The 25773-nt window shown below is 60.0% G+C and carries 36 protein-coding genes; 34 read left to right on the top strand and 2 right to left on the bottom strand.

The genetic code is table 11. The annotated features are described in order from the left end of the window. Window positions 1–100: 100 nt before the first annotated feature. The gene (locus tag AB7828_RS09435) at window positions 101–2128 is read left to right on the top strand and encodes an ABC transporter ATP-binding protein (RefSeq protein ID WP_441229991.1); all 2028 of its coding nucleotides are present in this window, start codon (window positions 101–103) and stop codon (window positions 2126–2128) included. 25 nt (window positions 2129–2153) lie between these two features. Here the strand turns inward: AB7828_RS09435 and AB7828_RS09430 are convergent, their stop codons facing one another. Beyond that, window positions 2154–2726 carry a TetR/AcrR family transcriptional regulator gene (locus AB7828_RS09430; protein WP_439058852.1) on the bottom strand — a complete coding sequence of 191 codons (573 nt, stop codon included), beginning with the start codon at window positions 2724–2726 and terminating at the stop codon, window positions 2154–2156. A 135-nt stretch (window positions 2727–2861) separates the two neighbouring features. Between AB7828_RS09430 and AB7828_RS09425 the strand changes: the two genes are divergently transcribed. The 33 genes from AB7828_RS09425 to AB7828_RS09265 all read left to right on the top strand — a co-directional run bounded on the left by AB7828_RS09425 (window position 2862) and on the right by AB7828_RS09265 (window position 23996). Continuing rightward, window positions 2862–3260: a RidA family protein gene (locus AB7828_RS09425; protein ID WP_175365590.1), complete on the top strand. Its 399-nt coding sequence runs from the start codon at window positions 2862–2864 to the stop codon at window positions 3258–3260. A gap of 734 nt (window positions 3261–3994) precedes the next feature. Further along, a complete protein-coding gene (gene rpsL / locus AB7828_RS09420) occupies window positions 3995–4366 on the top strand; it encodes a 30S ribosomal protein S12 (protein WP_068731626.1) in 372 nt (123 codons plus the stop codon). Between the two features lie 15 nt (window positions 4367–4381). Beyond that, complete coding sequence (gene rpsG, locus AB7828_RS09415; protein ID WP_068731502.1) at window positions 4382–4852, top strand: 30S ribosomal protein S7; 471 nt, start codon at window positions 4382–4384, stop codon at window positions 4850–4852. Window positions 4853–4883: 31 nt separating this feature from the next. Continuing rightward, window positions 4884–6956 (top strand): elongation factor G, encoded by a 2073-nt coding sequence (gene fusA / locus AB7828_RS09410; protein ID WP_089268268.1) that lies wholly within the window; start codon window positions 4884–4886, stop codon window positions 6954–6956. Window positions 6957–6995: 39 nt separating this feature from the next. Then, window positions 6996–8186 (top strand): elongation factor Tu, encoded by a 1191-nt coding sequence (gene tuf / locus AB7828_RS09405; protein WP_184517871.1) that lies wholly within the window; start codon window positions 6996–6998, stop codon window positions 8184–8186. An 83-nt stretch (window positions 8187–8269) separates the two neighbouring features. Next, window positions 8270–8578, top strand: a complete 309-nt coding sequence (rpsJ, locus tag AB7828_RS09400; RefSeq protein WP_013166261.1) for a 30S ribosomal protein S10 — start codon at window positions 8270–8272, stop codon at window positions 8576–8578. Window positions 8579–8629: 51 nt separating this feature from the next. Continuing rightward, window positions 8630–9355 carry a 50S ribosomal protein L3 gene (rplC, locus tag AB7828_RS09395; protein WP_068731496.1) on the top strand — a complete coding sequence of 242 codons (726 nt, stop codon included), beginning with the start codon at window positions 8630–8632 and terminating at the stop codon, window positions 9353–9355. 1 nt (window position 9356) lies between these two features. Beyond that, window positions 9357–9977, top strand: a complete 621-nt coding sequence (gene rplD, locus AB7828_RS09390; protein WP_120291944.1) for a 50S ribosomal protein L4 — start codon at window positions 9357–9359, stop codon at window positions 9975–9977. Then, entirely contained in the window at window positions 9974–10273 is a 300-nt protein-coding gene (locus tag AB7828_RS09385; protein WP_068731492.1) for a 50S ribosomal protein L23, read from the top strand. Before rplD ends, AB7828_RS09385 begins: the two co-directional genes overlap by 4 nt. 12 nt (window positions 10274–10285) lie before the next feature. Next, window positions 10286–11119: a 50S ribosomal protein L2 gene (gene rplB, locus AB7828_RS09380; RefSeq protein ID WP_068731490.1), complete on the top strand. Its 834-nt coding sequence runs from the start codon at window positions 10286–10288 to the stop codon at window positions 11117–11119. A gap of 12 nt (window positions 11120–11131) precedes the next feature. Continuing rightward, the gene (gene rpsS, locus AB7828_RS09375; protein ID WP_089268170.1) at window positions 11132–11410 is read left to right on the top strand and encodes a 30S ribosomal protein S19; all 279 of its coding nucleotides are present in this window, start codon (window positions 11132–11134) and stop codon (window positions 11408–11410) included. Between the two features lie 10 nt (window positions 11411–11420). Further along, on the top strand, window positions 11421–11813 hold the full coding sequence (gene rplV, locus AB7828_RS09370) for a 50S ribosomal protein L22 (protein ID WP_441229990.1): 393 nt from the start codon (window positions 11421–11423) through the stop codon (window positions 11811–11813). A 19-nt stretch (window positions 11814–11832) separates the two neighbouring features. Beyond that, window positions 11833–12531 (top strand): 30S ribosomal protein S3, encoded by a 699-nt coding sequence (gene rpsC, locus AB7828_RS09365; RefSeq protein ID WP_068731624.1) that lies wholly within the window; start codon window positions 11833–11835, stop codon window positions 12529–12531. 32 nt (window positions 12532–12563) lie between these two features. Continuing rightward, window positions 12564–12977 carry a 50S ribosomal protein L16 gene (gene rplP, locus AB7828_RS09360; protein WP_089268171.1) on the top strand — a complete coding sequence of 138 codons (414 nt, stop codon included), beginning with the start codon at window positions 12564–12566 and terminating at the stop codon, window positions 12975–12977. A gap of 4 nt (window positions 12978–12981) precedes the next feature. Next, window positions 12982–13191, top strand: coding sequence for a 50S ribosomal protein L29 (gene rpmC / locus AB7828_RS09355; protein ID WP_089268172.1), 210 nt, complete (start codon window positions 12982–12984; stop codon window positions 13189–13191). A gap of 10 nt (window positions 13192–13201) precedes the next feature. Further along, window positions 13202–13450, top strand: coding sequence for a 30S ribosomal protein S17 (gene rpsQ / locus AB7828_RS09350; RefSeq protein ID WP_089268173.1), 249 nt, complete (start codon window positions 13202–13204; stop codon window positions 13448–13450). Window positions 13451–13491: 41 nt separating this feature from the next. After that, window positions 13492–13860 (top strand): 50S ribosomal protein L14, encoded by a 369-nt coding sequence (gene rplN / locus AB7828_RS09345; protein ID WP_068731479.1) that lies wholly within the window; start codon window positions 13492–13494, stop codon window positions 13858–13860. Continuing rightward, window positions 13860–14174: a 50S ribosomal protein L24 gene (gene rplX, locus AB7828_RS09340; RefSeq protein WP_068731477.1), complete on the top strand. Its 315-nt coding sequence runs from the start codon at window positions 13860–13862 to the stop codon at window positions 14172–14174. The genes rplN and rplX overlap by 1 nt, the downstream gene beginning before the upstream one ends. Then, on the top strand, window positions 14167–14727 hold the full coding sequence (rplE, locus tag AB7828_RS09335; protein ID WP_120291946.1) for a 50S ribosomal protein L5: 561 nt from the start codon (window positions 14167–14169) through the stop codon (window positions 14725–14727). The genes rplX and rplE overlap by 8 nt, the downstream gene beginning before the upstream one ends. A 43-nt stretch (window positions 14728–14770) precedes the next feature. Beyond that, a complete protein-coding gene (rpsN, locus tag AB7828_RS09330; RefSeq protein WP_089268175.1) occupies window positions 14771–15076 on the top strand; it encodes a 30S ribosomal protein S14 in 306 nt (101 codons plus the stop codon). Window positions 15077–15088: 12 nt separating this feature from the next. Next, window positions 15089–15487: a 30S ribosomal protein S8 gene (gene rpsH / locus AB7828_RS09325; RefSeq protein ID WP_089268176.1), complete on the top strand. Its 399-nt coding sequence runs from the start codon at window positions 15089–15091 to the stop codon at window positions 15485–15487. A gap of 13 nt (window positions 15488–15500) precedes the next feature. Further along, window positions 15501–16034 (top strand): 50S ribosomal protein L6, encoded by a 534-nt coding sequence (rplF, locus tag AB7828_RS09320; protein WP_089268177.1) that lies wholly within the window; start codon window positions 15501–15503, stop codon window positions 16032–16034. Window positions 16035–16045: 11 nt separating this feature from the next. Beyond that, window positions 16046–16408 carry a 50S ribosomal protein L18 gene (gene rplR, locus AB7828_RS09315; protein WP_068731467.1) on the top strand — a complete coding sequence of 121 codons (363 nt, stop codon included), beginning with the start codon at window positions 16046–16048 and terminating at the stop codon, window positions 16406–16408. A gap of 87 nt (window positions 16409–16495) precedes the next feature. Continuing rightward, a complete protein-coding gene (gene rpsE, locus AB7828_RS09310; RefSeq protein WP_068731465.1) occupies window positions 16496–17068 on the top strand; it encodes a 30S ribosomal protein S5 in 573 nt (190 codons plus the stop codon). A gap of 80 nt (window positions 17069–17148) precedes the next feature. Then, a complete protein-coding gene (rpmD, locus tag AB7828_RS09305; protein ID WP_068731463.1) occupies window positions 17149–17343 on the top strand; it encodes a 50S ribosomal protein L30 in 195 nt (64 codons plus the stop codon). Window positions 17344–17458: 115 nt separating this feature from the next. Beyond that, window positions 17459–17944: a 50S ribosomal protein L15 gene (rplO, locus tag AB7828_RS09300; protein ID WP_068731461.1), complete on the top strand. Its 486-nt coding sequence runs from the start codon at window positions 17459–17461 to the stop codon at window positions 17942–17944. Between the two features lie 150 nt (window positions 17945–18094). Beyond that, entirely contained in the window at window positions 18095–19426 is a 1332-nt protein-coding gene (gene secY / locus AB7828_RS09295; RefSeq protein WP_089268179.1) for a preprotein translocase subunit SecY, read from the top strand. Next, window positions 19423–20352, top strand: coding sequence for an adenylate kinase (locus AB7828_RS09290; protein WP_441229989.1), 930 nt, complete (start codon window positions 19423–19425; stop codon window positions 20350–20352). The genes secY and AB7828_RS09290 overlap by 4 nt, the downstream gene beginning before the upstream one ends. 179 nt (window positions 20353–20531) lie before the next feature. Beyond that, window positions 20532–20900, top strand: coding sequence for a 30S ribosomal protein S13 (gene rpsM, locus AB7828_RS09285; protein ID WP_068731455.1), 369 nt, complete (start codon window positions 20532–20534; stop codon window positions 20898–20900). A 108-nt stretch (window positions 20901–21008) separates the two neighbouring features. Beyond that, window positions 21009–21398, top strand: a complete 390-nt coding sequence (gene rpsK, locus AB7828_RS09280) for a 30S ribosomal protein S11 (protein WP_068731453.1) — start codon at window positions 21009–21011, stop codon at window positions 21396–21398. Between the two features lie 99 nt (window positions 21399–21497). Further along, window positions 21498–22529, top strand: a complete 1032-nt coding sequence (locus tag AB7828_RS09275) for a DNA-directed RNA polymerase subunit alpha (RefSeq protein WP_089268181.1) — start codon at window positions 21498–21500, stop codon at window positions 22527–22529. Window positions 22530–22651: 122 nt separating this feature from the next. Then, a complete protein-coding gene (gene rplQ / locus AB7828_RS09270) occupies window positions 22652–23065 on the top strand; it encodes a 50S ribosomal protein L17 (protein WP_089268182.1) in 414 nt (137 codons plus the stop codon). Window positions 23066–23201: 136 nt separating this feature from the next. Continuing rightward, on the top strand, window positions 23202–23996 hold the full coding sequence (locus tag AB7828_RS09265; RefSeq protein WP_175368421.1) for an SDR family NAD(P)-dependent oxidoreductase: 795 nt from the start codon (window positions 23202–23204) through the stop codon (window positions 23994–23996). Between the two features lie 94 nt (window positions 23997–24090). On the opposite strand, the gene AB7828_RS09260 is transcribed toward AB7828_RS09265, so the two are convergent. After that, window positions 24091–25536 carry an OprO/OprP family phosphate-selective porin gene (locus AB7828_RS09260; protein WP_309945172.1) on the bottom strand — a complete coding sequence of 482 codons (1446 nt, stop codon included), beginning with the start codon at window positions 25534–25536 and terminating at the stop codon, window positions 24091–24093. Between the last annotated feature and the right edge of the window lie 237 nt (window positions 25537–25773).

Genomic DNA, 25773 nt, shown 5'->3' with positions numbered 1-25773 from the left:
TTGCCGAGGACATTCTGATCGCATAGGATCATTGCCGTGGCTGTCCGGGCCGCTTCATTGATTCTTGCGGTCGAAGGACCGTGCAGCAACGGTTCGTTCCATGGCGTCGAAGCCACCTCCAAAGCCTCCATCTGACGACAAGAACGCGGCCGAGCCGGCCACGCCGCTCGATGACAAGTTCGCGCTCCCAGTTGGCGCTGCCGCCGCTTCGGTTCCCAGCACGAAGCCGCCGGCCGTCGAGAAGACGGCAAAAGCCAAGCCTGCCGTCGATGATGACGACGAGGACGAAGACGACGAACTCGATGACGATGATGACGAGGAACTCGTCGTCTTCACCGCGCGCGAGGCCGCCGGCGCCTTCGGGACGGTCTATCGTTTCACGCGGCCGTTGCTCGGCAAGTACCGCAAGCTGCTTGGCTTCGTTGGCTTCGGCGTCCTGGTCGAGACGCTGTTCAACGTCATCATGCCGCTCAGCCTCAAATATCTGATCGACGACGCGCTCGGCGAGGAGGATTTCGACGCGCTGTTCAAGATCCTGTCGGTGCTGGCCGTCGCCGGCATTGTCACGTCGATCGTTGCGATCTGGTACGAGCGCTGGGACGCCAAACTGGCAGCCTCGATCATCACGGATGTTCGCTCGCGTCTGTTCGATCACGTGCAGGATCTGCCGTCGGCCTATTTCGCCCGCACCAAGCGCGGCGAGATACTGTCGCGCTTCTCGATCGATCTGTCGTCTTTCGAGACGGCCATCAAGAGTTTTGCCAACAGCGCATTGCTGCCGTTCCTCGAACTGATCGCCGGCATCGGGCTGATGCTGTATCTGAACTGGCAGCTTGCCGCTGTCGCGCTATTGATTTTCCCGATCACACTGATCGGCCCGCGCATCCTGACGCCGAAGGCCGTGCAGGCCAATTACGACCAGAAGCTCAGCGAAGCATCCGTGCTCGGCATGGTGCAGGAAAACATCGCAGCGCAGGCGGTGATCAAGGCCTTCAGCCTGCAGCGGCGTACCATGGGCTGGTTCCGGCTACGCAACAACGAAACGCGCGACAGGATAGCGGCGGCGACCTTCCTGTCCACGATGGTCGAGCGCTCGGTCACCGTCTCCGTATTGCTGTTGCATTTGGTGGTGCTGGCGATCGGCGCCTATCTCGCCACCAAGGGCCAGATCACCGTCGGTACCTTCGTCACCTTCGAAAGCGCGTTCTGGGAGGTGTCCTATAACATCGCCCACGTGATGCATTTCATCCCGGTGTCGATCCAGGCAGCGGCCGCCGTGCGGCACATGGAGGAGATGCTCGACGAGCCCACCCGCGGCGCCGACAAGCCCGGCTCACCGGAGCTGCCGCGCATCGTCAACGACATCACGTTCGATCGCGTCTCGTTCAAGTATGAGAACAGCCAGCAGCCGGTGCTCGACAATCTCAGCCTCAAGATCAATGTCGGCAAGACCGTCGCCATTGTCGGTCCGTCCGGTTCCGGCAAGAGCACGTTGCTGAACCTGATCCTGCGGCTCTATATGCCTGACGAGGGCAGGGTGACCATTGACGGCGTCGATATCCGCAAGATCACGCGCGAGTCCCTACGCGGACACATGGCCGTGGTGTTCCAGGAGAACATGCTGTTCAACATGTCGATCCGCGAGAACATCCGGCTCGGCAAGGAAGGCGCCACCGACGAGGAAGTCGAGCAGGCGGCGCGCAAGGCCGAGATCCATCGCTACATCATGAGCCTTCCGGACAAATACGACACCCAGGTTGGCGAGCGCGGCGATACGCTATCCGGCGGCCAACGCCAGCGCATTGCGATCGCGCGGGCCGTCGTCCGCAATCCGTCGGTGCTCCTGCTGGATGAGGCGACATCGGCCCTCGACCAGACAACCGAGGCGGCGCTCAACAAGACGCTGTTCAAACTCGCCAAGGGCCGTACCCTGATTTCGTCGACGCACCGGCTGGCCGCCGTGGTGGATATGGACGAAATCATCGTCATCAATGGCGGCAAGGCGATCGAGCGCGGCTCGCACAAGGAGCTGCTGGCGCTGAACGGTACCTATCGCCAGCTCTGGGACGACCAGCGGCACAGGTCATCTGCTAACGACGATGATGATGACGAGGATGACGACGAGTGAGCGCATCTGAAGATGTGTGAGGCGGTCATCCCGCCATTCGCAGCAAGCCCGCCGCGAGCTGGCGGAAAACCTCGACAGCTTTCGTAAGGACCGCGTGGGGATCATCCGCGGCAGCGATCCAGAGGGCGGCGTTGAGCGCCGCGCCATTGATCAGGCGGGCCGCTGCTTCGGCATCGACAGGCTTGACCGTTCCATCGTCGATCAGCCGTTGAATCGCCTGTGTTGTCGTGCGCAGACACGCCGTCTGGTTCGGCCATTGCGAGGGATCGCCGAGCACGGCGGGGCCATCCAGCAGCATGATGCGCTGGATCTCCGGCTCGAGGGACATTTCGATATAGGCGACGCCCTCGTTGAGAAACCCGTCCCATGCGGTGTCCGCCTGACCGCGGGCAGCGCGCATGCGCGCCAACATTTCCGCGTCGATCTGGTCGATGACGGCCTGCAGCAAACCCTTTTTGTCGCCGAAGTTGTGATAGAGCGCGCCGCGCGTCAGGCCGGCTTCGGCGGTCAGATCGTCCATCGATGCCGCAGCATAGCCTTTGGCGGCGAAAGCCGTCCTGGCTGCCCGGATGAGTTTGGCCCGGGTTTCCTCCACCATTTCCGCTCGTCGTCTCGCGACCACTGTCATCTCCGCAAAATAACATACGCGCTGTATGTGTATTGACATACGTGGCGTATGTCAGATTATGCTGACATACGGGGCGTATATAATCTCTGAACAAGGACTGACACCATGACCAAACGCGACGCGATTTTCCCGGCCGGCCGGCAGGCGCTTTACGAGATCAACCGGTATTCGGCGGCGATACGATCGGGCGACCTCTTGTTTGTCTCCGGCCAGGTTGGCAGCCGGGAAGACGGCTCGCCGGAGCCGGTCTTCGAAAAGCAGGTCCAGCTGGCATTCGATAACCTCGCGGCCGTGCTGAAGGCTGCAGGTTGCACATTCGACGACGTGGTCGACGTCACCACCTTCCACACCGACCCGGCCACCCAGTTCGCGGCGGTCAATGCCGTCCGATTGGCCGTGATCGGTGAACCGCCTTACCCGAACTGGACCGCGGTCGGGGTCAACTGGCTCGCGGGCTTCGATTTCGAGATCAAGGTCATCGCACGCCTCCCTGCATCCGCCTGATTGGCCGACCGTGGGCGTCGAATGAGCGGCGGCGTACCGCTCCACTCGACGCTCCGGTAATATTTGCTGCTGATCGGCGCTGCCCGGTGTGCCGATTCGGGACGCGATACGGCTTGCGTCGGATGCGAGTCGGCGGGGCAGGGCGCAAAAATTCCGCAACCCAGGCGATTCTCTTTCATCAAACTGCAACGAATCCGAGTCGCAGATTCTTTCGTGGATGACATGGCGGGCGTCGAAATCGCGTATGTTCTGTCATGATCCACATGCTAGAAGATGCAGTGCGAGAAGCGTTTCTTTCATCGCGCTTTGTTGTTGACTTGGGTATCCCCTGCGGATACAACCCGGCCATTCAACGACAGGCGGTGAGCTTCGCCAGTGTCGGAACGGATCACCCAATCGGCTTTTCGGAGTTAATCGGGCACCAACCTCGACCAAGAAGCTCAAACGCTGTCGCTATATCAAGGCAATGCCAAAACGACGTTTGTCTCCTGAGAGGCTTCTCTCTTGAGATTAAATTCGAATGCATGACCTCGGTGCAGACCTAAAGACGTAAGTCTGGCGGTCATGATCGCGGTCCTCTGTGGCGTTAAGCGCTTTCCGTTCAGCAATGAATGGTTGGCGTGATTTCGTTTTGCGTGAAGCTTTTCACGTGATGCGAACCGTGGGGCAGGTTGCTCCGAGTGATTTTGAGGAAGCCGTTACGGCTTCGAGCGAACTAAAGGGTGAAGGCTGACATGCCGACGATCAACCAGCTGATCGCTACTCCGCGCGCAATTCAGAAGTCGCGCAAGAAGGTTCCTGCGCTGCAGCAGTCGCCGCAGAAGCGCGGCGTTTGCACGCGCGTCTACACGACGACTCCGAAGAAGCCGAACTCGGCGCTTCGTAAGGTTGCCAAGGTGCGTCTGACCAATGGCTTCGAAGTCATCGGTTACATTCCGGGTGAAGGTCATAACCTTCAGGAGCACTCCGTGGTCATGATCCGCGGCGGTCGCGTCAAGGATTTGCCCGGCGTGCGTTACCACATTCTCCGCGGCGTGCTGGATACCCAGGGCGTCAAGAACCGTAAGCAGCGTCGTTCGAAGTACGGCGCGAAGCGTCCGAAGTAAGCCGGGGTCTGATCGATGTCTCGTCGCCATTCAGCTGAAAAGCGTGAAGTTAACCCGGATCCGAAGTTCGGGAACGTCATCGTCACCAAGTTCATGAATTCGATCATGTATGACGGCAAGAAGTCTGCCGCCGAAACCATCGTTTACGGTGCTTTCGAAATGATCGAAGCGAAGACCAAGCAGGGTCCGCTCGGCGTGTTCGAGCAGGCTCTGGAAAATGTGATGCCGACGATCGAAGTTCGTTCGCGTCGCGTCGGTGGTGCCACCTATCAGGTGCCGGTTGAAGTCCGCAGCATTCGGCGCCAGGCGCTGGGCATTCGCTGGCTGATCACCGCTGCGCGCGCTCGCAACGAGAAGACCATGACCGAGCGTCTTTCGGCTGAGCTGCTCGATGCGTCGAACAACCGTGGTAACGCCGTGAAGAAGCGGGAAGACGTGCACAAGATGGCGGAAGCCAACCGTGCATTCTCGCATTATCGCTGGTAACGGCGAAACTCCGGAATTTAAGGAACATCCCATGCCTCGCGTACATGCCATTGAGGACTACCGTAACTTCGGTATCATGGCGCATATCGATGCCGGTAAGACGACAACGACCGAGCGCATCCTCTATTACACTGGCAAGAGCCACAAAATCGGCGAAGTGCACGAAGGTGCCGCGACGATGGATTGGATGGAGCAGGAGCAGGAGCGTGGCATCACCATCACGTCCGCTGCCACCACTGCATTCTGGAACGGCCATCGCCTGAACATCATCGACACCCCCGGCCACGTCGACTTCACGATTGAAGTCGAGCGTTCGTTGCGCGTGCTCGACGGCGCCGTGTGCGTTCTCGACTCCAACCAGGGCGTCGAGCCGCAGACCGAAACCGTCTGGCGTCAGGGCGACAAGTACAAGGTTCCGCGGATCGTTTTCGCGAACAAGATGGATAAGACCGGCGCTGACTTCTACAAGTGCCTGCAGGACATCATCGACCGTCTCGGCGCGAAGCCCGTTGCGATCCAGCTGCCGATCGGCGCTGAGAACGACTTCGTCGGCATGGTCGATCTCGTGATCATGAAGGCCTATATCTGGAACAACGAGGCCCTCGGCGCGAAGTATGAGACCGTCGACATTCCGGCTGACCTGGTCGAGAAGGCCAAGGAATATCGCGAGAAGCTGCTCGAAGCCGCCGTCGAACTCGACGATGAGGCGATGACTGCTTACCTCGACGGCACCGAGCCGGACGAGGCGACCCTCAAGCGTCTGATCCGTAAGGCCGTGTTGACTGGCGCGTTCTACCCGGTTCTCTGCGGCTCGGCCTTCAAGAACAAGGGCGTGCAGCCTCTGCTCGACGCGGTTGTCGATTATCTGCCGTCGCCGGTTGACGTTCCTGCCATCAAGGGCACGGACGAAGACGGCAACGAGATCCTCCGCAAGGCGGACGACAAGGAGCCGCTGGCTCTGCTCGCATTCAAGATCATGGACGATCCGTTCGTCGGCACCATCACCTTCTGCCGCATCTATTCGGGTGTTCTGCAGAGCGGCACCGGTGTCGTGAACTCGACCCGTGAGAAGAAAGAACGTATCGGCCGCATGCTGCTGATGCATGCGAACAACCGTGAAGACATCAAGGAAGCCTTTGCCGGCGACATCGTCGCTCTGGCTGGCCTCAAGGAAGCCCGCACCGGTGATACGCTTTGCGATCCGGACAAGCAGGTCATTCTCGAGCGCATGGAATTCCCGGAGCCGGTGATCGAAATCGCGATCGAGCCGAAGTCCAAGGCCGACCAGGAAAAGCTGGGCGTCGCTCTGGCGAAGCTCGCTGCAGAAGATCCGTCGTTCCGCGTGTCGACCGACCACGAGTCCGGCCAGACCATCCTGAAGGGCATGGGCGAACTCCATCTCGACATCAAGGTCGACATTCTGCGCCGTACCTACAAGGTCGATGCGAATATCGGCGCACCGCAGGTGGCGTTCCGTGAGAAGATCACGAAGCGCGCTGAGGTCGACTACACCCACAAGAAGCAGACCGGTGGTACTGGCCAGTTCGCCCGCGTCAAGTTCGTGGTCGAGCCGGGCGAGCCGGGTTCGGGCTTCGTGTTTGAATCCAAGGTCGTCGGTGGTTCGGTTCCGAAGGAATACATCCCCGGCGTCGAAAAGGGTCTCAACAGCGTCATGACCTCGGGCGTGGTCGCGGGCTTCCCCGTGGTCGACGTTCATGTCCAGCTGGTTGACGGCGCCTATCACGACGTCGACTCGTCGGCACTGGCCTTCGAAATTGCTTCGCGCGCGGCACTCCGCGACGCGCTGCAGAAGGGCAAGTCCGTTCTGCTCGAGCCGATCATGAAGGTCGAATGCGTGACCCCGGAAGACTACACCGGTTCGGTCATCGGCGACTTGAACTCGCGGCGCGGTCAGATCCAGGGTCAGGACATGCGCGGCAACGCCAACGTCATCAACGCGATGGTGCCGCTCATGAACATGTTCGGTTACGTGAACACACTGCGCTCGATGAGCCAGGGTCGTGCAACGTTCTCGATGTCATTCGATCACTACGCGGAAGCGCCGGCCAATGTGTCGGCAGAAGTCCAGAAGAAGTTTGCCTGATTGTCGTTAGCGACAGTTGACGACTAAACGGAGAGAGTCATGGCCAAAGCAAAATTTGAACGTAACAAGCCGCACTGCAATATTGGTACGATCGGTCACGTTGACCACGGCAAGACGTCGCTGACGGCGGCGATCACGAAGGTGCTGGCAGAGACGGGCGGTGCCACGTTCACCGCTTACGACCAGATCGACAAGGCGCCCGAGGAAAAGGCCCGCGGCATCACCATTTCGACGGCACACGTCGAATACGAGACCGCCAACCGCCACTACGCCCACGTCGATTGCCCCGGCCACGCCGACTATGTGAAGAACATGATCACCGGCGCCGCGCAGATGGACGGTGGCATCCTGGTCGTGTCGGCCGCTGACGGCCCGATGCCGCAGACCCGCGAGCACATCCTGCTCGCCCGCCAGGTCGGCGTTCCCGCGCTGGTCGTGTTCCTGAACAAGTGCGACATGGTCGACGATCCGGAGCTGCTCGAACTCGTGGAAATGGAAGTCCGTGAATTGCTCTCGAAGTACGACTTCCCGGGCGACGACATTCCGATCATCAAGGGTTCGGCGCTGGCCGCTCTCGAAAACTCGGACCAGAAGCTCGGTCACGACGCCATTCTCGAACTGATGAAGAATGTCGACAGCTACATCCCGCAGCCGGAGCGTCCGGTTGACCAGCCGTTCCTGATGCCGGTGGAAGACGTGTTCTCGATCTCGGGCCGTGGCACGGTCGTGACCGGCCGCGTCGAGCGCGGCATCGTCAAGGTCGGCGAGGAAATCGAAATCGTCGGCATCCGCGCCACGCAGAAGACGATCTGCACCGGCGTTGAAATGTTCCGCAAGCTGCTCGATCAGGGCCAGGCCGGCGACAACATCGGCGCGCTGCTGCGCGGCACCAAGCGTGAAGACGTCGAGCGCGGCCAGGTGCTGTGCAAGCCGGGTTCGGTGAAGCCGCACACCAAGTTCAAGGCCGAGGCTTACATTCTCACCAAGGAAGAGGGTGGCCGTCACACGCCGTTCTTCACCAACTACCGTCCGCAGTTCTACTTCCGCACCACCGACGTGACCGGTGTTGTGCATCTGCCGGAAGGCACCGAAATGGTGATGCCGGGCGACAATATCGCCATGGAAGTGCACCTGATCGTGCCGATCGCGATGGAAGAGAAGCTGCGCTTCGCCATCCGTGAAGGCGGCCGCACCGTCGGTGCAGGCGTCGTCGCTAGCATCATCGAGTAAGGACGCGAACAGGAAGTCGTGAGTAGCGGGTCTCGCTACTCGCTACTCGCAACAACCATTCGCTTTCAAAGAAAGACACGGCAATGAACGGCCAGAATATCCGCATTCGTCTCAAGGCGTTCGATCATCGTATCCTCGATGCATCGACCCGTGAGATCGTAAGCACCGCGAAGCGCACGGGTGCACAGGTCCGTGGACCCATCCCGCTGCCGACGCGCATCGAGAAGTTCACGGTCAACCGTTCGCCGCACGTCGACAAGAAGAGCCGCGAGCAGTTCGAGATGCGCACTCATAAGCGTCTTCTCGATATCGTCGATCCGACCCCGCAGACAGTCGATGCTTTGATGAAGCTCGACCTGGCCGCCGGTGTCGACGTCGAGATCAAGCTCTAAGTATTTAGGTCCCGTCCGGTCAAACGGACAGAAAGAACAGGAAGCACGCCGATGCGCTCCGGAGTGATCGCACAAAAGGTCGGGATGACCCGGGTCTTCACAGACGCCGGTGAACATATCCCTGTGACCGTGCTCAAGCTGGGTAACTGCCAGGTGGTTGGCCACCTCACCAGCGAGAAGAACGGTTACGTCGCGCTGCAGCTCGGATCGGGCTCGCGCAAGACCGTGTATTTGCCCAAGGCTGAACGCGGCCAGTTCGCGGTCGCCAAGGTTGAACCCAAGCGGAAGGTCGCGGAATTCCGCGTGTCGGAAGACGCGCTGATCCCGGTCGGCGCCGAGATTCAGGCAGACCACTTCGTGGTTGGCCAGTTCGTCGACGTCACCGGCACCTCGGTCGGTAAGGGCTTCGCCGGTGGTATGAAGCGCTGGAATTTCGGCGGTCTTCGCGCCACGCACGGTGTGTCGGTTTCGCATCGTTCGATCGGTTCGACCGGTGGTCGTCAGGATCCCGGCAAGACCTTCAAGAACAAGAAGATGCCCGGTCATATGGGTGTCGATCGTATCACCACGCTCAACCTGCGCGTCGTGCAGCTTGATGTCGAGCGCGGCCTGATCCTCGTCGAAGGTGCCGTTCCCGGCTCCAAGGGCGGCTGGATTTCGGTTCGCGATGCGGTGAAGAAGGCTCTGCCGAAGGACGCGCCGAAGCCCGGCAAGTTCAAGCTGGCAGGAGAGGGTGCGACCGTTGAAGCACCTGCGGCCGAGCAGGAAGGAGCGTGAGATGAAACTGAACGTCACCACGCTTGAGGGCAAGGACGCCGGCTCGATCGAGCTGTCGGATGCCATCTTCGGTCTCGATCCGCGGGCCGATATCATCCAGCGTTGCGTCAACTGGCAGCTCGCAAAGCGCCAGTCGGGCAACCACAAGGCCAAGGGTCGCGCCGAAATCTGGCGCACCGGTAAGAAGATGTACAAGCAGAAGGGCACCGGCGGTGCTCGTCACGGTTCGGCTCGCGTTCCGCAGTTCCGCGGCGGCGGTCGTGCCTTCGGTCCGGTCGTTCGCTCCCATGCGTTCGATCTGCCGAAGAAGGTCCGTGCACTCGCGCTGAAGCATGCTCTGTCGGCGAAGGCCAAGGACGGCGGCTTGATCGTGATCGAGAACGCCAACCTGGAAGCCGCCAAGACCAAGGCTCTGCTCGGTCACTTCTCGGGTCTCGGCCTGACCAATGCGCTGATCATCGACGGCGCCGAGGTTCATGTCGGTTTCGCTCAGGCGGCCCGTAACATTCCGAACATCGACGTGCTGCCGATCCAGGGCATCAACGTCTATGACATTCTGCGTCGTCAGAAGCTGGTTCTGACCAAGGCGGCGCTTGATGCGTTGGAGGCGCGCTTCAAATGAAGAACATCGACCCGCGCCATTACGACGTGATCGTCGCCCCTGTGGTGACGGAAAAGGCCACTGTCGCTTCTGAATTCAACAAGGTTGTTTTCAAGGTCGACGGCAAGGCCACCAAGCCGCAGATCAAGGAAGCCGTCGAAAAGCTGTTCGACGTCAAGGTAAAGAGCGTGAACACGCTGGTTCGCAAGGGCAAGACGAAGATCTTCCGTGGCAACCTCGGTTCACAGTCGAACGTCAAGCGTGCGATCGTGACCCTCGAAGAGGGCCACCGCATCGACGTTACGACCGGACTGTAAGGGCGATCAACGATGGCACTTAAGACATTCAACCCAACGACACCCGGCCAGCGTCAGCTAGTCATGGTGGATCGTTCCGCGCTGTACAAGGGCAAGCCTGTCAAGGCTCTGACCGAAGGCAAGCACTCGGCTGGCGGTCGTAACAACACGGGTCGCATCACGGTGCGCTTCCGTGGCGGTGGCCACAAGAAGTCCTATCGTATCGTCGACTTCAAGCGTTCCAAGGTCGACGTTCCGGCCGTGGTCGAGCGTCTGGAATACGATCCGAACCGCACCGCGTTCATTGCGCTGATCAAGTATACCGATGGCGAGCAGGCTTATATCCTGGCGCCGCAGCGTCTGGCCGTTGGCGATACCGTCATCGCAGGCAGCTATGTCGACGTGAAGCCGGGCAATGTCATGCCGCTCGGCAACATGCCGATCGGCACGATCATCCACAACGTCGAGATGAAGATCGGGAAGGGCGGCCAGATCGCTCGTTCCGCCGGCACCTATGCCCAGCTTGTCGGTCGTGACCATGATTACGTGATCATCCGTCTGAACTCGGGCGAACAGCGCCTGGTTCACGGTCGTTGCACCGCCACCATCGGCGCTGTGTCGAACCCGGATCACATGAACATCTCGATCGGCAAGGCCGGTCGTACCCGCTGGCTCGGCTGGCGTCCGCATAACCGCGGCGTCGTCATGAACCCGATCGACCATCCGCACGGTGGTGGTGAAGGTCGTACCTCGGGTGGTCGTCACCCGGTTACGCCCTGGGGCAAGCCGACCAAGGGCAAGAAGACCCGGTCGAACAAGTCGACCAACAAGTTCATTCTCATCAGCCGCCACAAGCGGAAGAAGTAAGGATCGCCGGACATGGTTCGTTCAGTCTGGAAAGGCCCGTTCGTCGAGGGTTCGCTGCTCAAGAAGGCAGATGCCGCTCGTTCGTCTGGTCGTCATGATGTGATCAAGATCTGGAGCCGTCGCTCGACGATCTTGCCGCAGTTCGTGGGTCTCACCTTCGGCGTTTACAACGGCCAGAAGCATGTACCTGTCGCTGTGAACGAGGAAATGGTTGGTCACAAGTTCGGCGAATTCTCGCCGACCCGTACCTTCCATGGCCACGCCGGCGACAAGAAAGCCAAGAAGGGCTGAGGACTAAGTCATGAGCAAGCCAAAGCGCGAACGGAGCCTCCCGGATAACGAGGCCAAGGCGATCGCCCGCATGTTGCGCGTGAGCCCGCAGAAGCTGAACCTGGTTGCGCAGATGATCCGCGGCCGCAAGGCCTCGGCTGCGCTCGCCGACCTGCAGTTCTCGCGCAAGCGGATCGCGGTCGACGTGAAGAAGTGCCTGGAATCGGCGATCGCTAATGCCGAGAACAATCATGACCTCGACGTTGACGCACTGATCGTCTCCGAGGCGCATGTCGGCAAGGGCATCGTGATGAAGCGTTTCAGTCCGCGCGGCCGTGGCCGTTCGGGCCGTATCTTTAAACCGTTTGCGCAGCTGACGATTGTCGTTCGTCAGGTCGAAGCAGAAGCAGAAGCAGCAGCGTAAGCAGGCGCAGGAGAATAAGATGGGTCAGAAGATCAATCCAATCGGTCTGCGTCTTGGCATCAACCGTACGTGGGATTCACGTTGGTATGCCGGCAAGAACGAATACGGCAAGTTGTTGCACGAAGACGTCAAGATCCGTGAGATCCTGCACAAGGAGCTCAAGCAGGCTGCCGTCGCCAAGATCATCATCGAGCGCCCGCACAAGAAGTGCCGCGTCACGATCCAGTCGGCTCGTCCGGGTGTCGTGATCGGCAAGAAGGGCGCTGACATCGACAAGCTTCGCAAGAAGGTTGCCGACATCACCTCGTCAGACGTGGTGATCAACATCGTCGAAATCCGCAAGCCGGAGCTCGATGCGACCTTGGTCGCCGAGTCGATCGCACAGCAGCTCGAGCGCCGCGTTGCGTTCCGCCGTGCGATGAAGCGGGCAGTGCAGTCGGCCATGCGTCTCGGCGCCGAAGGCATTCGTATCAACTGCTCGGGTCGTCTGGGCGGTGCGGAAATCGCGCGTATGGAATGGTATCGCGAAGGTCGCGTGCCGCTGCACACGCTGCGTGCGGATATCGATTACGGCGTAGCCACCGCGTTCACGACGTTCGGCACCTGCGGCGTCAAGGTCTGGATCTTCAAGGGCGAAATCCTCGAGCACGATCCGATGGCTCAGGACAAGCGCATGGCCGAGGGTGACAATTCCCGGCCGCGTCGCGACGCTGCTTGAGCGTTTAATTAGAAGGTTTGAGGGCGTAAGCCATGATGCAACCAAAGAAGACCAAGTTCCGGAAGGCGCATAAGGGCCGGATCCACGGCGTTGCGACTTCGGGCGCCACGCTGGCTTTCGGTCAGTTCGGCCTGAAGGCAATGGCGCCGGAACGTCTGACCGCGCGTCAGATCGAAGCTGCCCGTCGCGCGCTGACCCGTCACATGAAGCGTGCCGGCCGCGTCTGGATCCGGGTGTTCCCGGATCTTCCGGTTTCGAAGAAGCCCGCTGAAGTCCGAATGGGCTCCGGCAAGGGTACCCCGGAACTGTGGGTTGCGCGCGTCAAGCCAGGCCGAGTGATCTTCGAGATCGACGGTGTCACCACGCAGATTGCCAAGGAAGCGATGACCCTCGCTGCCGCCAAGCTGCCGATCAAGACGCGTTTCGTTACGCGCATTGCGGAGTAGAGCCATGGCCGAAATGAAAACCAGCGATATCCGCGCAATGAGCCCCGATCAGATGGACGACGCCGTCCTCAATCTGAAGAAGGAGCGTTTCAACCTGCGCTTCCAGCGCGCCACCGGGCAGCTGGAAAACACCTCTCGCCTTCGTGAGGCGCGTCGTGATATTGCACGAATCAAGACCATCGCCGCGCAGAAGCGCGACGGTAAGTCGAAGTAAGGGGCCGAACATGCCGAAACGTACTCTGCAGGGCGTGGTCGTCAGCGACAAGCAAGCCAAGACGGTTGTTGTTCGCGTTGACCGTCGCTTTACGCACCCGATCTACAAGAAGACCATTCGCCGTTCGAAAAACTACCATGCCCACGACGAGAACAACGAGTTCAAGCCGGGCGACATGGTGTGGATCGAAGAGAGCAAGCCGATGTCGAAGCTGAAGCACTGGACGGTTGTCCGGGGCGAACAGAAGAAGACTGCCTAAAAATCGCGCATTAGCGCATAAACAGAGGACGAGGTGCATCAATGATTCAGATGCAGACCAACCTCGACGTGGCCGATAATTCAGGCGCACGCCGTGTCATGTGCATTAAGGTGATTGGTGGATCCAAGCGCCGTTATGCATCCGTTGGCGACGTAATTGTCGTATCGATCAAGGAAGCCATCCCACGCGGGAAGGTGAAGAAGGGCGACGTCATGAAGGCGGTCGTCGTGCGCGTCCGCAAGGACATTCGCCGCCCGGATGGCTCTGTCATCCGCTTCGATCGCAACGCTGCCGTGCTGATCAACAATCAGTCCGAGCCGATCGGTACCCGTATCTTCGGGCCCGTGCCGCGTGAGCTGCGCGCCAAGAACCACATGAAGATCATCTCGCTTGCGCCGGAGGTGCTGTAATGGCTGCCAAAATTCGCAAGGGTGACAAGGTCATCGTGCTGAACGGTCGCGACAAGGGCCGTACCGGCGAAGTGTTTGAAGTGCGCCCGACCGAGGGCAAGGCGCTGGTTCGCGGCGTCAACCTGGTCAAGCGTCACCAGAAGCAGACCCAGGCACAGGAAGGCGGCATCATCTCGAAAGAGGCGCCGATCCAACTGTCCAACATCGCGATCGTCGGCAAGGACGGCAAGCCGACTCGCGTTGGTTTCAAGATCCAGGCTGATGGCACCAAGGTGCGTATCGCCAAGCGTTCGGGAGCAGAGATCGATGTCTGAGACCGTCTACATTCCGCGCCTGCGCGTCGAATACGATAAGTCCATTCGTGCCAAGCTGACTGAACAGTTCGGCTACGAAAACGTCATGCAGGTTCCGCGCCTCGACAAGATCGTCCTGAACATGGGCGTTGGCGAAGCTGTGAACGACCGCAAGAAGGCCGAAACCGCTGCCAGCGACCTGTCGCTGATCGCCGGTCAGAAGGCCATCGTGACCTATTCGCGCGTTGCTATCGCGACCTTCAAGCTGCGTGAAAACCAGCCGATCGGCGCCAAGGTGACTCTCCGCAAGACGAAGATGTACGAGTTCATTGATCGTCTGGTGAACGTCGCTCTGCCGCGCGTGCGAGATTTCCGTGGCCTGAACGCCAAGAGCTTCGACGGCCGTGGCAACTACTCGCTCGGTCTCAAAGAGCACATCATTTTCCCGGAAATCGATTTCGACAAGGCCGGGGATACGCCGCTGGGCATGGACATCACGGTGTGCACCACTGCGCGCACCGACGACGAGGCCCGCGCTTTGTTGACCGCTTTCAATTTCCCGTTCCGGCAGTGAGTAGCTGAAAAGCTTCTCAAACGCGGTAACCCAGGAGCCAAGCATGGCAAAGAAGAGTTCGATCGAGAAGAACAACCGTCGGAAGAAGATGTCCGCGAACGCTGCGCCGAAGCGCGCGCGTCTCAAGGCCATCATCGCCGACAAGACCAAGCCGATGGAAGAGCGGTTCGCCGCAACGCTGAAGCTCGCCGAGCTTCCGCGCAATTCATCGCCCGTTCGGATTATGAACCGTTGCGAAATCACCGGTCGTCCGCATTCGGTCTATCGTATCAACAAGCTCAGCCGTATCGCGCTGCGTGAACTCGGCTCGAAGGGCCTGGTTCCCGGGCTCGTGAAGTCCAGCTGGTAAGGGGGGCGGAACATGTCGACCCACGATCCAATCAGCGATCTCATCACCCGTATCCGCAATGCGCAGATGCGTACCAAGTCCAAGGTTTCGACCCCGGGCTCCAAGATGCGCGCCAACGTGCTCGAAGTGCTGAAGAACGAAGGCTACATCCGTGGCTTCGCCAGCGTCGAGCATTCGTCGGGCCGTTCGGAACTCGAGATCGAACTCAAGTATTTCGATGGCGAACCGGTCATCCGCGAAATCGAGCGTGTTTCGAAGCCAGGACGTCGCGTTTACGTCTCGGTGAAGAACCTGCCGCGCGTGAAGAACGGCCTCGGTATCTCCGTTTTGTCGACGCCCAAGGGAATTATGGCCGACCACGACGCGCGCGACGCGAATGTGGGCGGTGAAGTTCTCTTCACGGTGTTCTGAGGAAGGATCAGTCATGTCACGAGTTGGCAAGAAGCCAGTGGCGGTGACCGCGGGAGTTACCGCGTCCGTCGAAGGCCAGACCGTCAAGATGAAGGGCCCCAAGGGCGCTCTTCAGTTCGTCGTGCACGACGACGTGGTGGTGAAGATGGAAGAGGGCGCAATCAAGGTTGCTCCTCGCGTCGAAACCAACCGCGCCCGAGCACTGTACGGTACCGCTCGCGCGCAGATCGCGAATCTGCTCGAAGGCGTTACCAAGGGTTTCGAGAAGAAGCTCGAGATCACCGGCGTCGGTTATCGTGCGGCCCTGCAGGGCAAGAACCTGCAGCTGGCGCTCGGTTACAGCCACGATGTCGTCTACGCGATCCCGGAAGGCATCACCATCACGGTGCCGAAGCCGACCGAGATCAACGTCGCCGGCAACGACTCGCAGCGCGTCGGTCAGGTAGCCGCGGAGATCCGCAGCTATCGTCCGCCAGAGCCCTATAAGGGCAAGGGCGTACGTTATTCCGACGAGTTTATCTTCCGCAAGGAAGGCAAGAAGAAGTAACGGAGCCGGTCATGTCGAAACTCAAGATTACGAATGCCCGGCGCAAGCAACGCGTGCGGCTCTCGCTCCGCCGGACTGCCAATGGCCGTCCGCGCCTGTCGATCTTCCGCTCGTCGAAGCACATCTACGCGCAGGTCATCGACGACCTGAAGGGCGAGACGCTCGCTTCCGCGTCGTCGCTGGAGAAGGCGATGCGCGAAACCGGCAAGACCGGTGCGGACGTCGATGCGGCGCAGGCTGTCGGCAAGCTGCTGGCAGAGCGCGCGGTCAAGAATGGCGTCAAGGAAGTGGTGTTCGACCGTGGTCAGTATCTGTACCACGGCCGCGTCAAGGCGCTGGCAGATGCGGCTCGCGAAGGCGGGCTCAGCTTCTAAGCGATTTCACTTTCGTTGATTTGCAAGTTGCAGATTTGAACGGACACAGGGTTAGAAGCGAAAGCTTCGCAAGGATTGGAAAACACCATGGCAGGTGAACGCGAACGCGGCGGACGCGACCGGGGCCCCCGGGAAGAGCGTGATAGTGAGTTCGTCGACAAGCTCGTCCACATCAATCGTGTGGCGAAGGTCGTCAAGGGCGGTAAGCGCTTCGGCTTTGCAGCTCTGGTCGTCATTGGCGACCAGAAGGGCAGGGTCGGGTTCGGTCACGGTAAAGCCCGTGAAGTTCCGGAAGCAATCCGCAAGGCAACCGAGTCGGCCAAGCGCAACCTGACGCGCGTCGCTCTGCGCGAAGGTCGCACGCTGCATCACGACATCGCTGGGCGTCATGGCGCGGGTCGCGTGTATCTGCGTGCCGCTCCGGCTGGTACCGGCATCATCGCCGGCGGTCCGATGCGCGCTGTGTTCGAAACGCTGGGTATCCAGGACGTGGTGGCCAAGTCGATCGGTTCGTCGAATCCCTACAACATGGTTCGCGCCACTTTCGACGCGCTGAAGCATCAGGATTCGCCGCGTTCGGTTGCTGCTCGCCGCAACATCAAGGTGTCCACCCTGCAGTCGCGCCGCGTTGGCGGTGACGCCGAGCTGGTTGCCGAATAACAGGCATGATTCGGAAAAGTGGATCTCCACTTTTCTGATAAGGATCATGCCCTCTAAAAAGACTTTTTGGAGTTATCACGATGGCCAAGGCCGCAAAGATGATCAAGGTCGAGCAGGTCGCCAGCGCAATTCGCCGGCACCACTCGCAGCGTTCTACGCTGATCGGCCTCAAGCTCAACAAGATCGGTCGCGTCAGCGAATTGCAGGACACTCCTGAAGTTCGCGGCATGATCACCAAAGTGCAGCACCTCGTCCGCGTGGTCGAGGATAAGTAAGTTCACGTCGTCTCACTGCGGCCGCCAGGTTGCCGCAGGGATGACACTGTTGACCTTCGAGGTCCGGATCTGCCGGTAAGCCTCGGGAAGACAGGGCGAAACAGGGAAAAGAACGATGAAGCTCAGCGATATCGCCGATAACGCCGGCTCCCGTAAGAAGCGTATGCGCGTCGGCCGTGGCATCGGCTCCGGCAAGGGCAAGACCGCGGGCCGCGGCGGCAAGGGCCAGACCGCACGTTCGGGCGTCCGTATCAAGGGCTTCGAGGGCGGCCAGATGCCGTTGCATCGTCGTCTGCCGAAGCGCGGCTTCAACAACATCTTCCGTCTCGATTACGCCGAGATCAACCTGGACCGCCTCCAGGACGCGATCGATGCGAAGACCATCGACATCAAGGCCGTGATCAACGCTGAATCGCTGGTGAAGGCTGGCGTTCTGCGCCGCTCGAAGGCTGGTGTGCGTGTTCTCGGCCGTGGCGAGATCAAGGCCAAGATCAACATCGAAGTGCACGGCGCCACCAAGACGGCGATCGAAGCCATCGAGAAGGCCGGCGGTTCGGTGAAGATCATCGCGCCGAAGAAGGCCGACGGCGAAGCTGCGTAACATCTGCGGCATCGCCTGCGTCTGTGGGCGGCCTTGCGTGATGTGGCAGTAGATTTTATCAATGCCGAGCACCAAATAATGTCCGGCCTCCGCTGCATGCCCCGCTCTTTCGGGGCATGATGGCGAAAGGGGCGCGGGAGAAAGCCAAACATGGTCTCTGCAGCAGAGCAATTAGCAGCAAACCTCAACTTTTCGGCCCTCGGCAAGGCCGATGAACTGAAGAAGCGCATCTGGTTCACACTGGGTGCGCTGCTTGTTTATCGGCTCGGCACCTATATTCCGCTGCCCGGCATCGATCCGGCCGCGTGGGAGCAGGTGTTCAAGCAGCAGGCCGGCGGCATCCTCGGCATGTTCAACATGTTCGCGGGCGGCGGCATCAACCGCATGGCGATTTTTGCGCTGAACATCATGCCGTATATTTCGGCATCGATTATCATTCAGCTGCTGACCACCGTGTCGCCCCAGCTCGAAGCTCTCAAGAAAGAGGGCGAGGCGGGCCGCAAGACGCTGAACCAGTACACCCGTTACCTGACTGTCATCCTCGCTGCATTCCAGTCCTATGCCATTGCGGCGGGTCTGCAGGGCGCCGGCAATGTCGTCAGCGAACCCGGCATGTTCTTCCTGATCTCGACCTCGGTCACGCTGACCGGCGGCACGATGTTCCTGATGTGGCTGGGTGAGCAGATCACTTCGCGCGGCATTGGTAATGGCATCTCGCTGATCATTCTGGCTGGCATCGTGGCGGAGCTCCCGTCGGCGATCGCCAATATGCTCGAACTGGGTCGTCAGGGCGCATTGTCGACCGGTCTGATCCTGGTCGTCATCGTGATGGCCGTGGTCGTGATCGCCTTCATCGTGTTCATGGAGCGCGCCCAGCGCCGCCTGCTGATCCAGTATCCGAAGCGCCAGGTCGGCAACAAGATGTTCGAGGGCCAGTCCTCGCATCTGCCGCTGAAGCTCAACACCTCGGGCGTGATCCCGCCGATCTTCGCGTCATCGCTGCTATTGCTGCCCGCGACCATCGCGAGCTTCAACGCAGGCAAGGGGCCGGAGTGGTTCCAGTGGCTGACCACGCAGCTCAGCCATGGTCGTCCGCTGTTCCTGATCATGTATGTATCGTTGATCGTGTTCTTCGCGTTCTTCTATACGGCGATCGTGTTCAACCCGACCGAGACTGCCGATAATCTGAAGAAGCATGGCGGCTTCATCCCAGGCATTCGCCCGGGTGAGCGGACCGCAGAATACATCGACTATGTGCTTTCGCGTATCACTGTGCTCGGCGCTGCCTATCTCGCCGTGGTCTGCTTGATCCCCGAGATCCTGATTTCCTACGCCTCGGTGCCGTTCTACTTCGGCGGCACGTCGCTGCTGATCGTGGTCAGTGTCACCATGGACACTGTGGCGCAGGTGCAGGGCTATCTGCTGGCGCACCAGTATGAAGGTTTGATCCGCAAGTCGAAGCTGAGGGGCCGGCGCAAATGAGGTTGATTCTTCTCGGGCCGCCGGGGGCGGGCAAGGGAACTCAGGCACATCGTCTTGTCGAACGTCACAACATCGTTCAGCTGTCCACCGGTGACATGCTGCGTGCTGCCGTGGCCGCCGAGACCGAAGTTGGCCTCAAGGCCAAGGACATCATGGCCGCTGGCGGCCTGGTGCCCGATGATATTGTGATCGGGATCATCTCGGATCGCATTGAGCTGCCGGATGCCGCCAACGGCTTCATCCTCGACGGCTTCCCGCGTACCGTGCCGCAGGCCGAAGCGCTGGATGCACTGCTGAAGTCCAAGGGGCTTCATCTCGATGCTGCCGTTGAACTCCGCGTCAATGAGAGCGCGCTGTTGCAGCGTGTCGAAGCCCGTGTCGCGCAGATGATGGAGCGCGGCGAGACCGTGCGCATCGATGATACGCCGGAAGTGCTGTCGAAGCGCCTAGCGAGCTACCGCACCTCGACCGAGCCGCTGGTGCATTATTATTCGGAGAAGCGGAAGCTGGTGACCATCGATGGCATGATGACCATCGAAGAGGTGACGGCTGAAATCAACCGCGTGCTGGCAGCGATTCTCGCCGCCGATGAGTCGGCGAAGAAGTCGGCTCGCAAGCCCGCCAAGAAGGCCGCTGCCGCCAAGCGTGGATCTGTTCCGGCCAAGAAAGCGGCCAAATCGGCCAAAAAAGCTGTGAAGGCCGTCAAGAAGGCCAAGAAGGCGCCGGTAAAGGTCGCCAAGAAGGCAAAGGCGGCCAAGAAAGCCGTAAAGAAGACTGTCAAGAAAACGGTCAAAAAGGCGGTAAAAGCAGCCAAAAAGGCTGTAAAATCGGCTTCGAAGGCCAAAACCAGCAAGTCGGCTAAAAAGCCAGCCAAGAAGGCCGGTAAAGTGGCCAAGAAAGCCGGCAAAAAGCGCGTCAAACGCTAGAGCAGGTTGACGAAACGAAGTCGAATACTTTAATAAGGCCCTCATCCAGTCGGAAGATTCCAACGATGCCGGGCCCCACTGAAATCCAGGGGACGGGCGTCGTGTTCGCGTTTGTGAATACCCGCCCGACAAATGATGATAATGCCGGTTCGTGATGGACTGGTGACAGGAGAGAAGTTGTGGCCCGTATCGCCGGTGTAAACATCCCGACCAACAAGCGCGTGCTGATCGCGCTGCAGTACATTCATGGCATCGGCCAGAAGAACGCCGCCGATATCATCGAGAAGGTGAAGATCACTCCTGAACGCCGCGTCAATCAGCTCAGTGACGCGGAAGTTCTGCAGATCCGTGAAGTCATCGACCGCGACTATCTGGTCGAGGGCGATCTTCGTCGCGAGACGGGCATGAACATCAAGCGTCTGATGGACCTCGGCTGCTATCGCGGCCTGCGTCATCGTCGCGGTCTGCCGGTTCGTGGCCAGCGCACGCATACCAATGCGCGCACCCGCAAGGGTCCGGCCAAGTCGATCGCCGGCAAGAAGAAGTAAGCTTTCGAATACGAGTTTGCGGAAGCGGATGATCATCCGCTTCTGCAATTATTTTTTGGTGTAGCCGCTGGCATTACGGCGGCGTTGAGATCCTCAGAAAGGTTAGAGATGGCAAAGGAAGCCGGACGTATTCGTCGCCGCGAGCGCAAGAACATTGCATCGGGCATCGCGCACGTGAATTCGTCGTTCAACAACACAACCATCACCATCACCGACGCGCAGGGCAACACGATTGCCTGGTCGTCGGCTGGCACGATGGGCTTCAAGGGCTCGCGTAAGTCGACCCCGTATGCAGCGCAGGTTGCTGCTGAAGACGTGTCGAAGAAGGCGCAGGAACACGGCATGCGCACGCTGGAAGTCGAAGTCGGCGGTCCGGGTTCGGGTCGTGAATCGGCTCTCCGCGCTCTGCAGGCCGCGGGCTTCACGGTCACCTCGATCCGCGACGTGACCTCGATCCCACACAACGGTTGCCGCCCGCGCAAGCGTCGGCGCGTTTAATACTTTTTGATCGCGGGTGGCTCGGCTGCCCGCGATCGCTTTTGCGATGCGACTTACGCGGACTGATCCGCGATCTCCAACGCCAGTGAGTTTGATGGCATGGGTGACACAGTGACGATCCAGAAAAATTGGCAAGAACTTATCCGGCCGAACAAGCTGCAGGTAACCCCTGGCAGCGATCCTACCCGTTTTGCGACCCTGGTTGCCGAACCGCTCGAGCGCGGTTTCGGTCAGACCCTCGGTAACGCACTCCGCCGCATCCTGCTGTCCTCGCTGCAGGGCGCTGCCGTGCAGTCGGTGCACATCGACGGCGTGCTGCATGAATTCTCCTCGATCGCCGGCGTGCGTGAAGACGTCACCGACATCGTGCTGAACGTGAAGGACATCTCGATCAAGATGCTGGGCGAAGGCCCGAAGCGCATGGTCGTGAAGAAGCAGGGCCCGGGCGTCGTGACAGCCGGCGACATTCAGACTGTCGGCGACGTGACCGTTCTCAATCCCGACCTGCAGATCTGCACCCTCGACGAGGGCGCCGAGATCCGCATGGAATTCACCGTTGCCGGCGGCAAGGGCTACGTCGCTGCCGAGCATAACCGTCCGGAAGACGCGCCGATCGGCCTGATCCCGATCGACAGCCTGTACTCGCCGGTTCGCAAGGTGTCGTACAAGGTCGAGAACACCCGTGAGGGCCAGATCCTCGATTACGACAAGCTGACGATGACGATCGAGACCAACGGCGCGTTGACGCCGGATGACGCGGTCGCTTATGCCGCGCGCATCCTGCAGGACCAGCTCAACGTGTTCGTGAACTTCGAAGAGCCCCGCAAGGAAGTTGCTCAGGAAGTCATCCCGGATCTCGCTTTCAACCCGGCTTTCCTCAAGAAGGTCGACGAACTCGAGCTCTCGGTGCGTTCGGCAAACTGCCTGAAGAACGACAACATCGTTTACATCGGCGACCTCGTTCAGAAGTCGGAAGCAGAAATGCTCCGCACTCCGAACTTCGGCCGCAAGTCGCTGAACGAAATCAAGGAAGTGCTCGCCCAGATGGGTCTGCACCTCGGCATGGAAGTGCCCGGTTGGCCGCCGGAAAATATCGACGAGTTGGCCAAGCGCTTCGAAGATCACTACTGAGCATCACGAGCGGCGTGGCCGGGTTGTCCCGGCCATGTCGTTATGGGCGAACGCAGGCAGCCCACCTGCAACATGATGTCCGACGAACCGTCGCGGCAAACTGAAATATAAGGAATATTCCAATGCGTCACGGCAAGGTTCATCGCAAGCTCAACCGCACCGCAGAACATCGCAAGGCGATGTTCGCCAACATGTGCGCGTCGCTGATCAAGCACGAGCAGATCATCACCACGCTTCCGAAGGCCAAGGAGCTCCGCCCGATCGTGGAGAAGCTCGTCACCCTTGGCAAGAAGGGCGGCCTCCACATGCGTCGCCAGGCTATCAGCGAGATGAAGGATCAGGATCAGGTTCGCAAGCTGTTCGACGTGCTGGCCAAGCGCTACGCTGATCGTCAGGGTGGCTACACCCGCATCATCAAGGCCGGCTTCCGCTACGGCGACAACGCCCCGATGGCGCTGATCGAATTCGTCGATCGCGACGAAGACGCCAAGGGCAAGGATTCGGGTCCGGTGCAGGGCGCGTCCGAAGCGGCGTAAGCCACTTCACATCAGAATTTAGGGAAAGCGGCGCTTTGTGCGCCGCTTTTTTGTTGTGCTTTCGTCTTTTGGATGCAGTTGCATCTTTCAATCCGCGTTCCGATATCAGCTCCGTCATTCAAACGGGAGTACGCATATGAAGATCGATCTGACGGGCAAGACGGCACTCGTGACGGGCTCGACCTCGGGCATTGGTCACGCCATTGCCAAGGGCCTGGCCGCCACTGGCGCTCAGGTTGTTGTGAATGGCCGCAGTCAGGGCAAGGTGGACGCGGCAATCGCCGCGATCACCAAGGCCGTGCCCGGGGCCAAGGTGACAGGCGTCGCTGCGGACGTGTCGACAGCGGAGGGCTGCAACGCGCTCGCCTCGGCACTCCCCGAGGTCGATATCCTCATCAACAATGCCGGCATCTTCGAGCCCAAGGGTTTCTTCGACATTCCCGACGAGGACTGGACGCGCTTCTTCGAGGTCAATGTGATGTCGGGCATCCGTCTGTCGCGCGCCTACATGCAGAGTATGCTGAAGCGCAACTGGGGCCGTATCGTTTTCATCTCATCGGAATCCGGACTGAACATTCCCGGCGAGATGATCCACTACGGCATGACGAAGACAGCGCAGCTCGCGATCTCGCGTGGCCTCGCGGAGCTCACCAAGGGCACGGCTGTGACGGTCAATTCCGTGCTGCCCGGACCGACCATGTCGGAAGGCGTGGAGACCTTCGTCAAGGATCTCGCCAAACAGAATGGGCAATCGGTCGAAGAGGCTGCTTCCAACTTCGTCAAGCAGCACCGTTCGACGTCGCTGATCCAGCGTTTTGCGACCGTCGAGGAGATCGCGAACATGGTCGTCTATGTCTCGTCGAAGGAGGCATCGGTCACCAACGGCGCAGCGTTGCGCGCGGAAGGCGGGATCGTCCAGACCATCGCATAAGCCTACGCCCCGCAAAGATAAAAGGCGGCGCCGAAGCGCCGCCTTTATTCGTTGAGGACGTCATGCCGCGAGACCGCGGAGACGATGCGTGCGCTTAGAAGGCCACCTGAGTGCGCATCGCGAACGCGTCATAGTCGGCACCGGTGTTCACGTTGCTGTTGACGGCGAACTTGTCGACGGTGCCGTGGATCCAGTTGAACATGAAGCGCATGTTCTGGTTCACATACCAATTTACGCCAACCGTGGTGTTCTTCAGCTCACCGCCGCGAATGACGCCGTCATTCAGGCTGGCATAGCTGTAGCGCACCGCCAGTTCCCACGCACCGAGATCGCCGGTTGCGAAGTTGACCGGGCGAGCCGGGTTGATGCCGCCGAACGCACCGGCCGATGTGTTGTACTTGTGCTGTTCGCCGGTGATGACGTAGCTGGCCTGGCCGTAACCGCCATTGAAGCTCAGGTCGGACAGACCGTTGCTGCGCTGGATGTTGTAGTCGAAGTATTCGCCCGACGCCATGAAGCTGCCGAACTTGACGGCGGCTTCACCGCTCAGCACACGGGCATTGTTCACGAAGTTCATGGTGCCGGTGTTAAGCAATGCGTTAGTCGCCGGATCGACGCGAACTTCGATGCGATCGGACATGCCGAGCGTGTTGTTGGTCACACCACCGGTCTGGGCGAGATACAGCGCGTCGAAGCCGACGAGGACGGTGCCGACTTCGTTGTTGATCGGCAGGCCGACGGCGCGGAAGGTGGCACCGAGCGGCTGCGGCTGGCTGTGATTGACGTTGAGACCAGTCGTCGGACCGGTCACGTAAGCGCCGACCCAGTATTGATCGCCGAATACCTGACCACCGAACGCTGCGCGGTTGTCGCCCGCCGCGAGGCTGGTCGCGAGAACCTGCGAAGCTGCGCGTTCCATGAACATGATGTTGTTCGAGCTGGTCGCTTCGTCCAGCGTATAAGGGACGTCGATGTAACCGCCCTGGATCAACAGGCCCTTGACGCCCTTATAGGCGACATAGGCGTTGTTGAGAGTGACGTCGCCATCGGTGGTACCGCCGGCATCGACAATCACGCCGTATTCCCAATCCTTGTTGAAGGTGCCGATCAGGCCGAGGCGGGCACGACGGGCGTTGATGCCGTCATTCACGCTCTGCGGGCTGGTGCCGGCGGACTTTGGCGAGAACGAATAGGCGGCGGTGTCGAGGTGCAGACGGCCGGTGATGGCGATGCAGTTCAGACCGTCGTCGGTGCAGAAGGTCGGACGGTTGCCGGGCATCGTCAGGTTCGCGTTGATGAAGGGCACAGCCTTCTTGTGCATGGCCGCGTTGGCATTCGCGAAGTTCTGCTTGACCGATTCCGTCTGCTTCTGGGTGGTGTTGGCCTGCTTCTGAACGTTATCGAGCTTCTTTTCCAGCGCGCGGAGCTGCGCTTTCAATACGGCGATCTCATCATTCGATGACTGCGCATGCGCCGGGCCTGCGGCCAGCGCGCCGATCACGCCGAGCGTGCCCAGGATTTTGTGTGTCGTGAAAGACATGGAGTACCCCTGTAGAAGACAAAATCCAACACGCCCCGCGAATTGCTCCGCAGGTGATGGACGCGTTTGGATCTGTGTTTGTGATCTTGCGAAAGAGAATGTCCGGAGGCTCTCGCCAGGGGGCGTTCTCATTTTTGCAAGCGAGCTACCGTTGAGCTCGCGGGCAACCTAGGCAAGCTTTGCGACAGTTCTGTAAAACCCGCATCGCATTGTGGTGAACGACACCGCGGTGTCGCT

Origin of the sequence: Tardiphaga sp. 215_C5_N2_1, assembly GCF_052076055.1 — a bacterium.
Classification (GTDB): domain Bacteria; phylum Pseudomonadota; class Alphaproteobacteria; order Rhizobiales; family Xanthobacteraceae; genus Tardiphaga; species Tardiphaga robiniae.
This window is presented reverse-complemented; position numbering and strand designations above follow the sequence as displayed.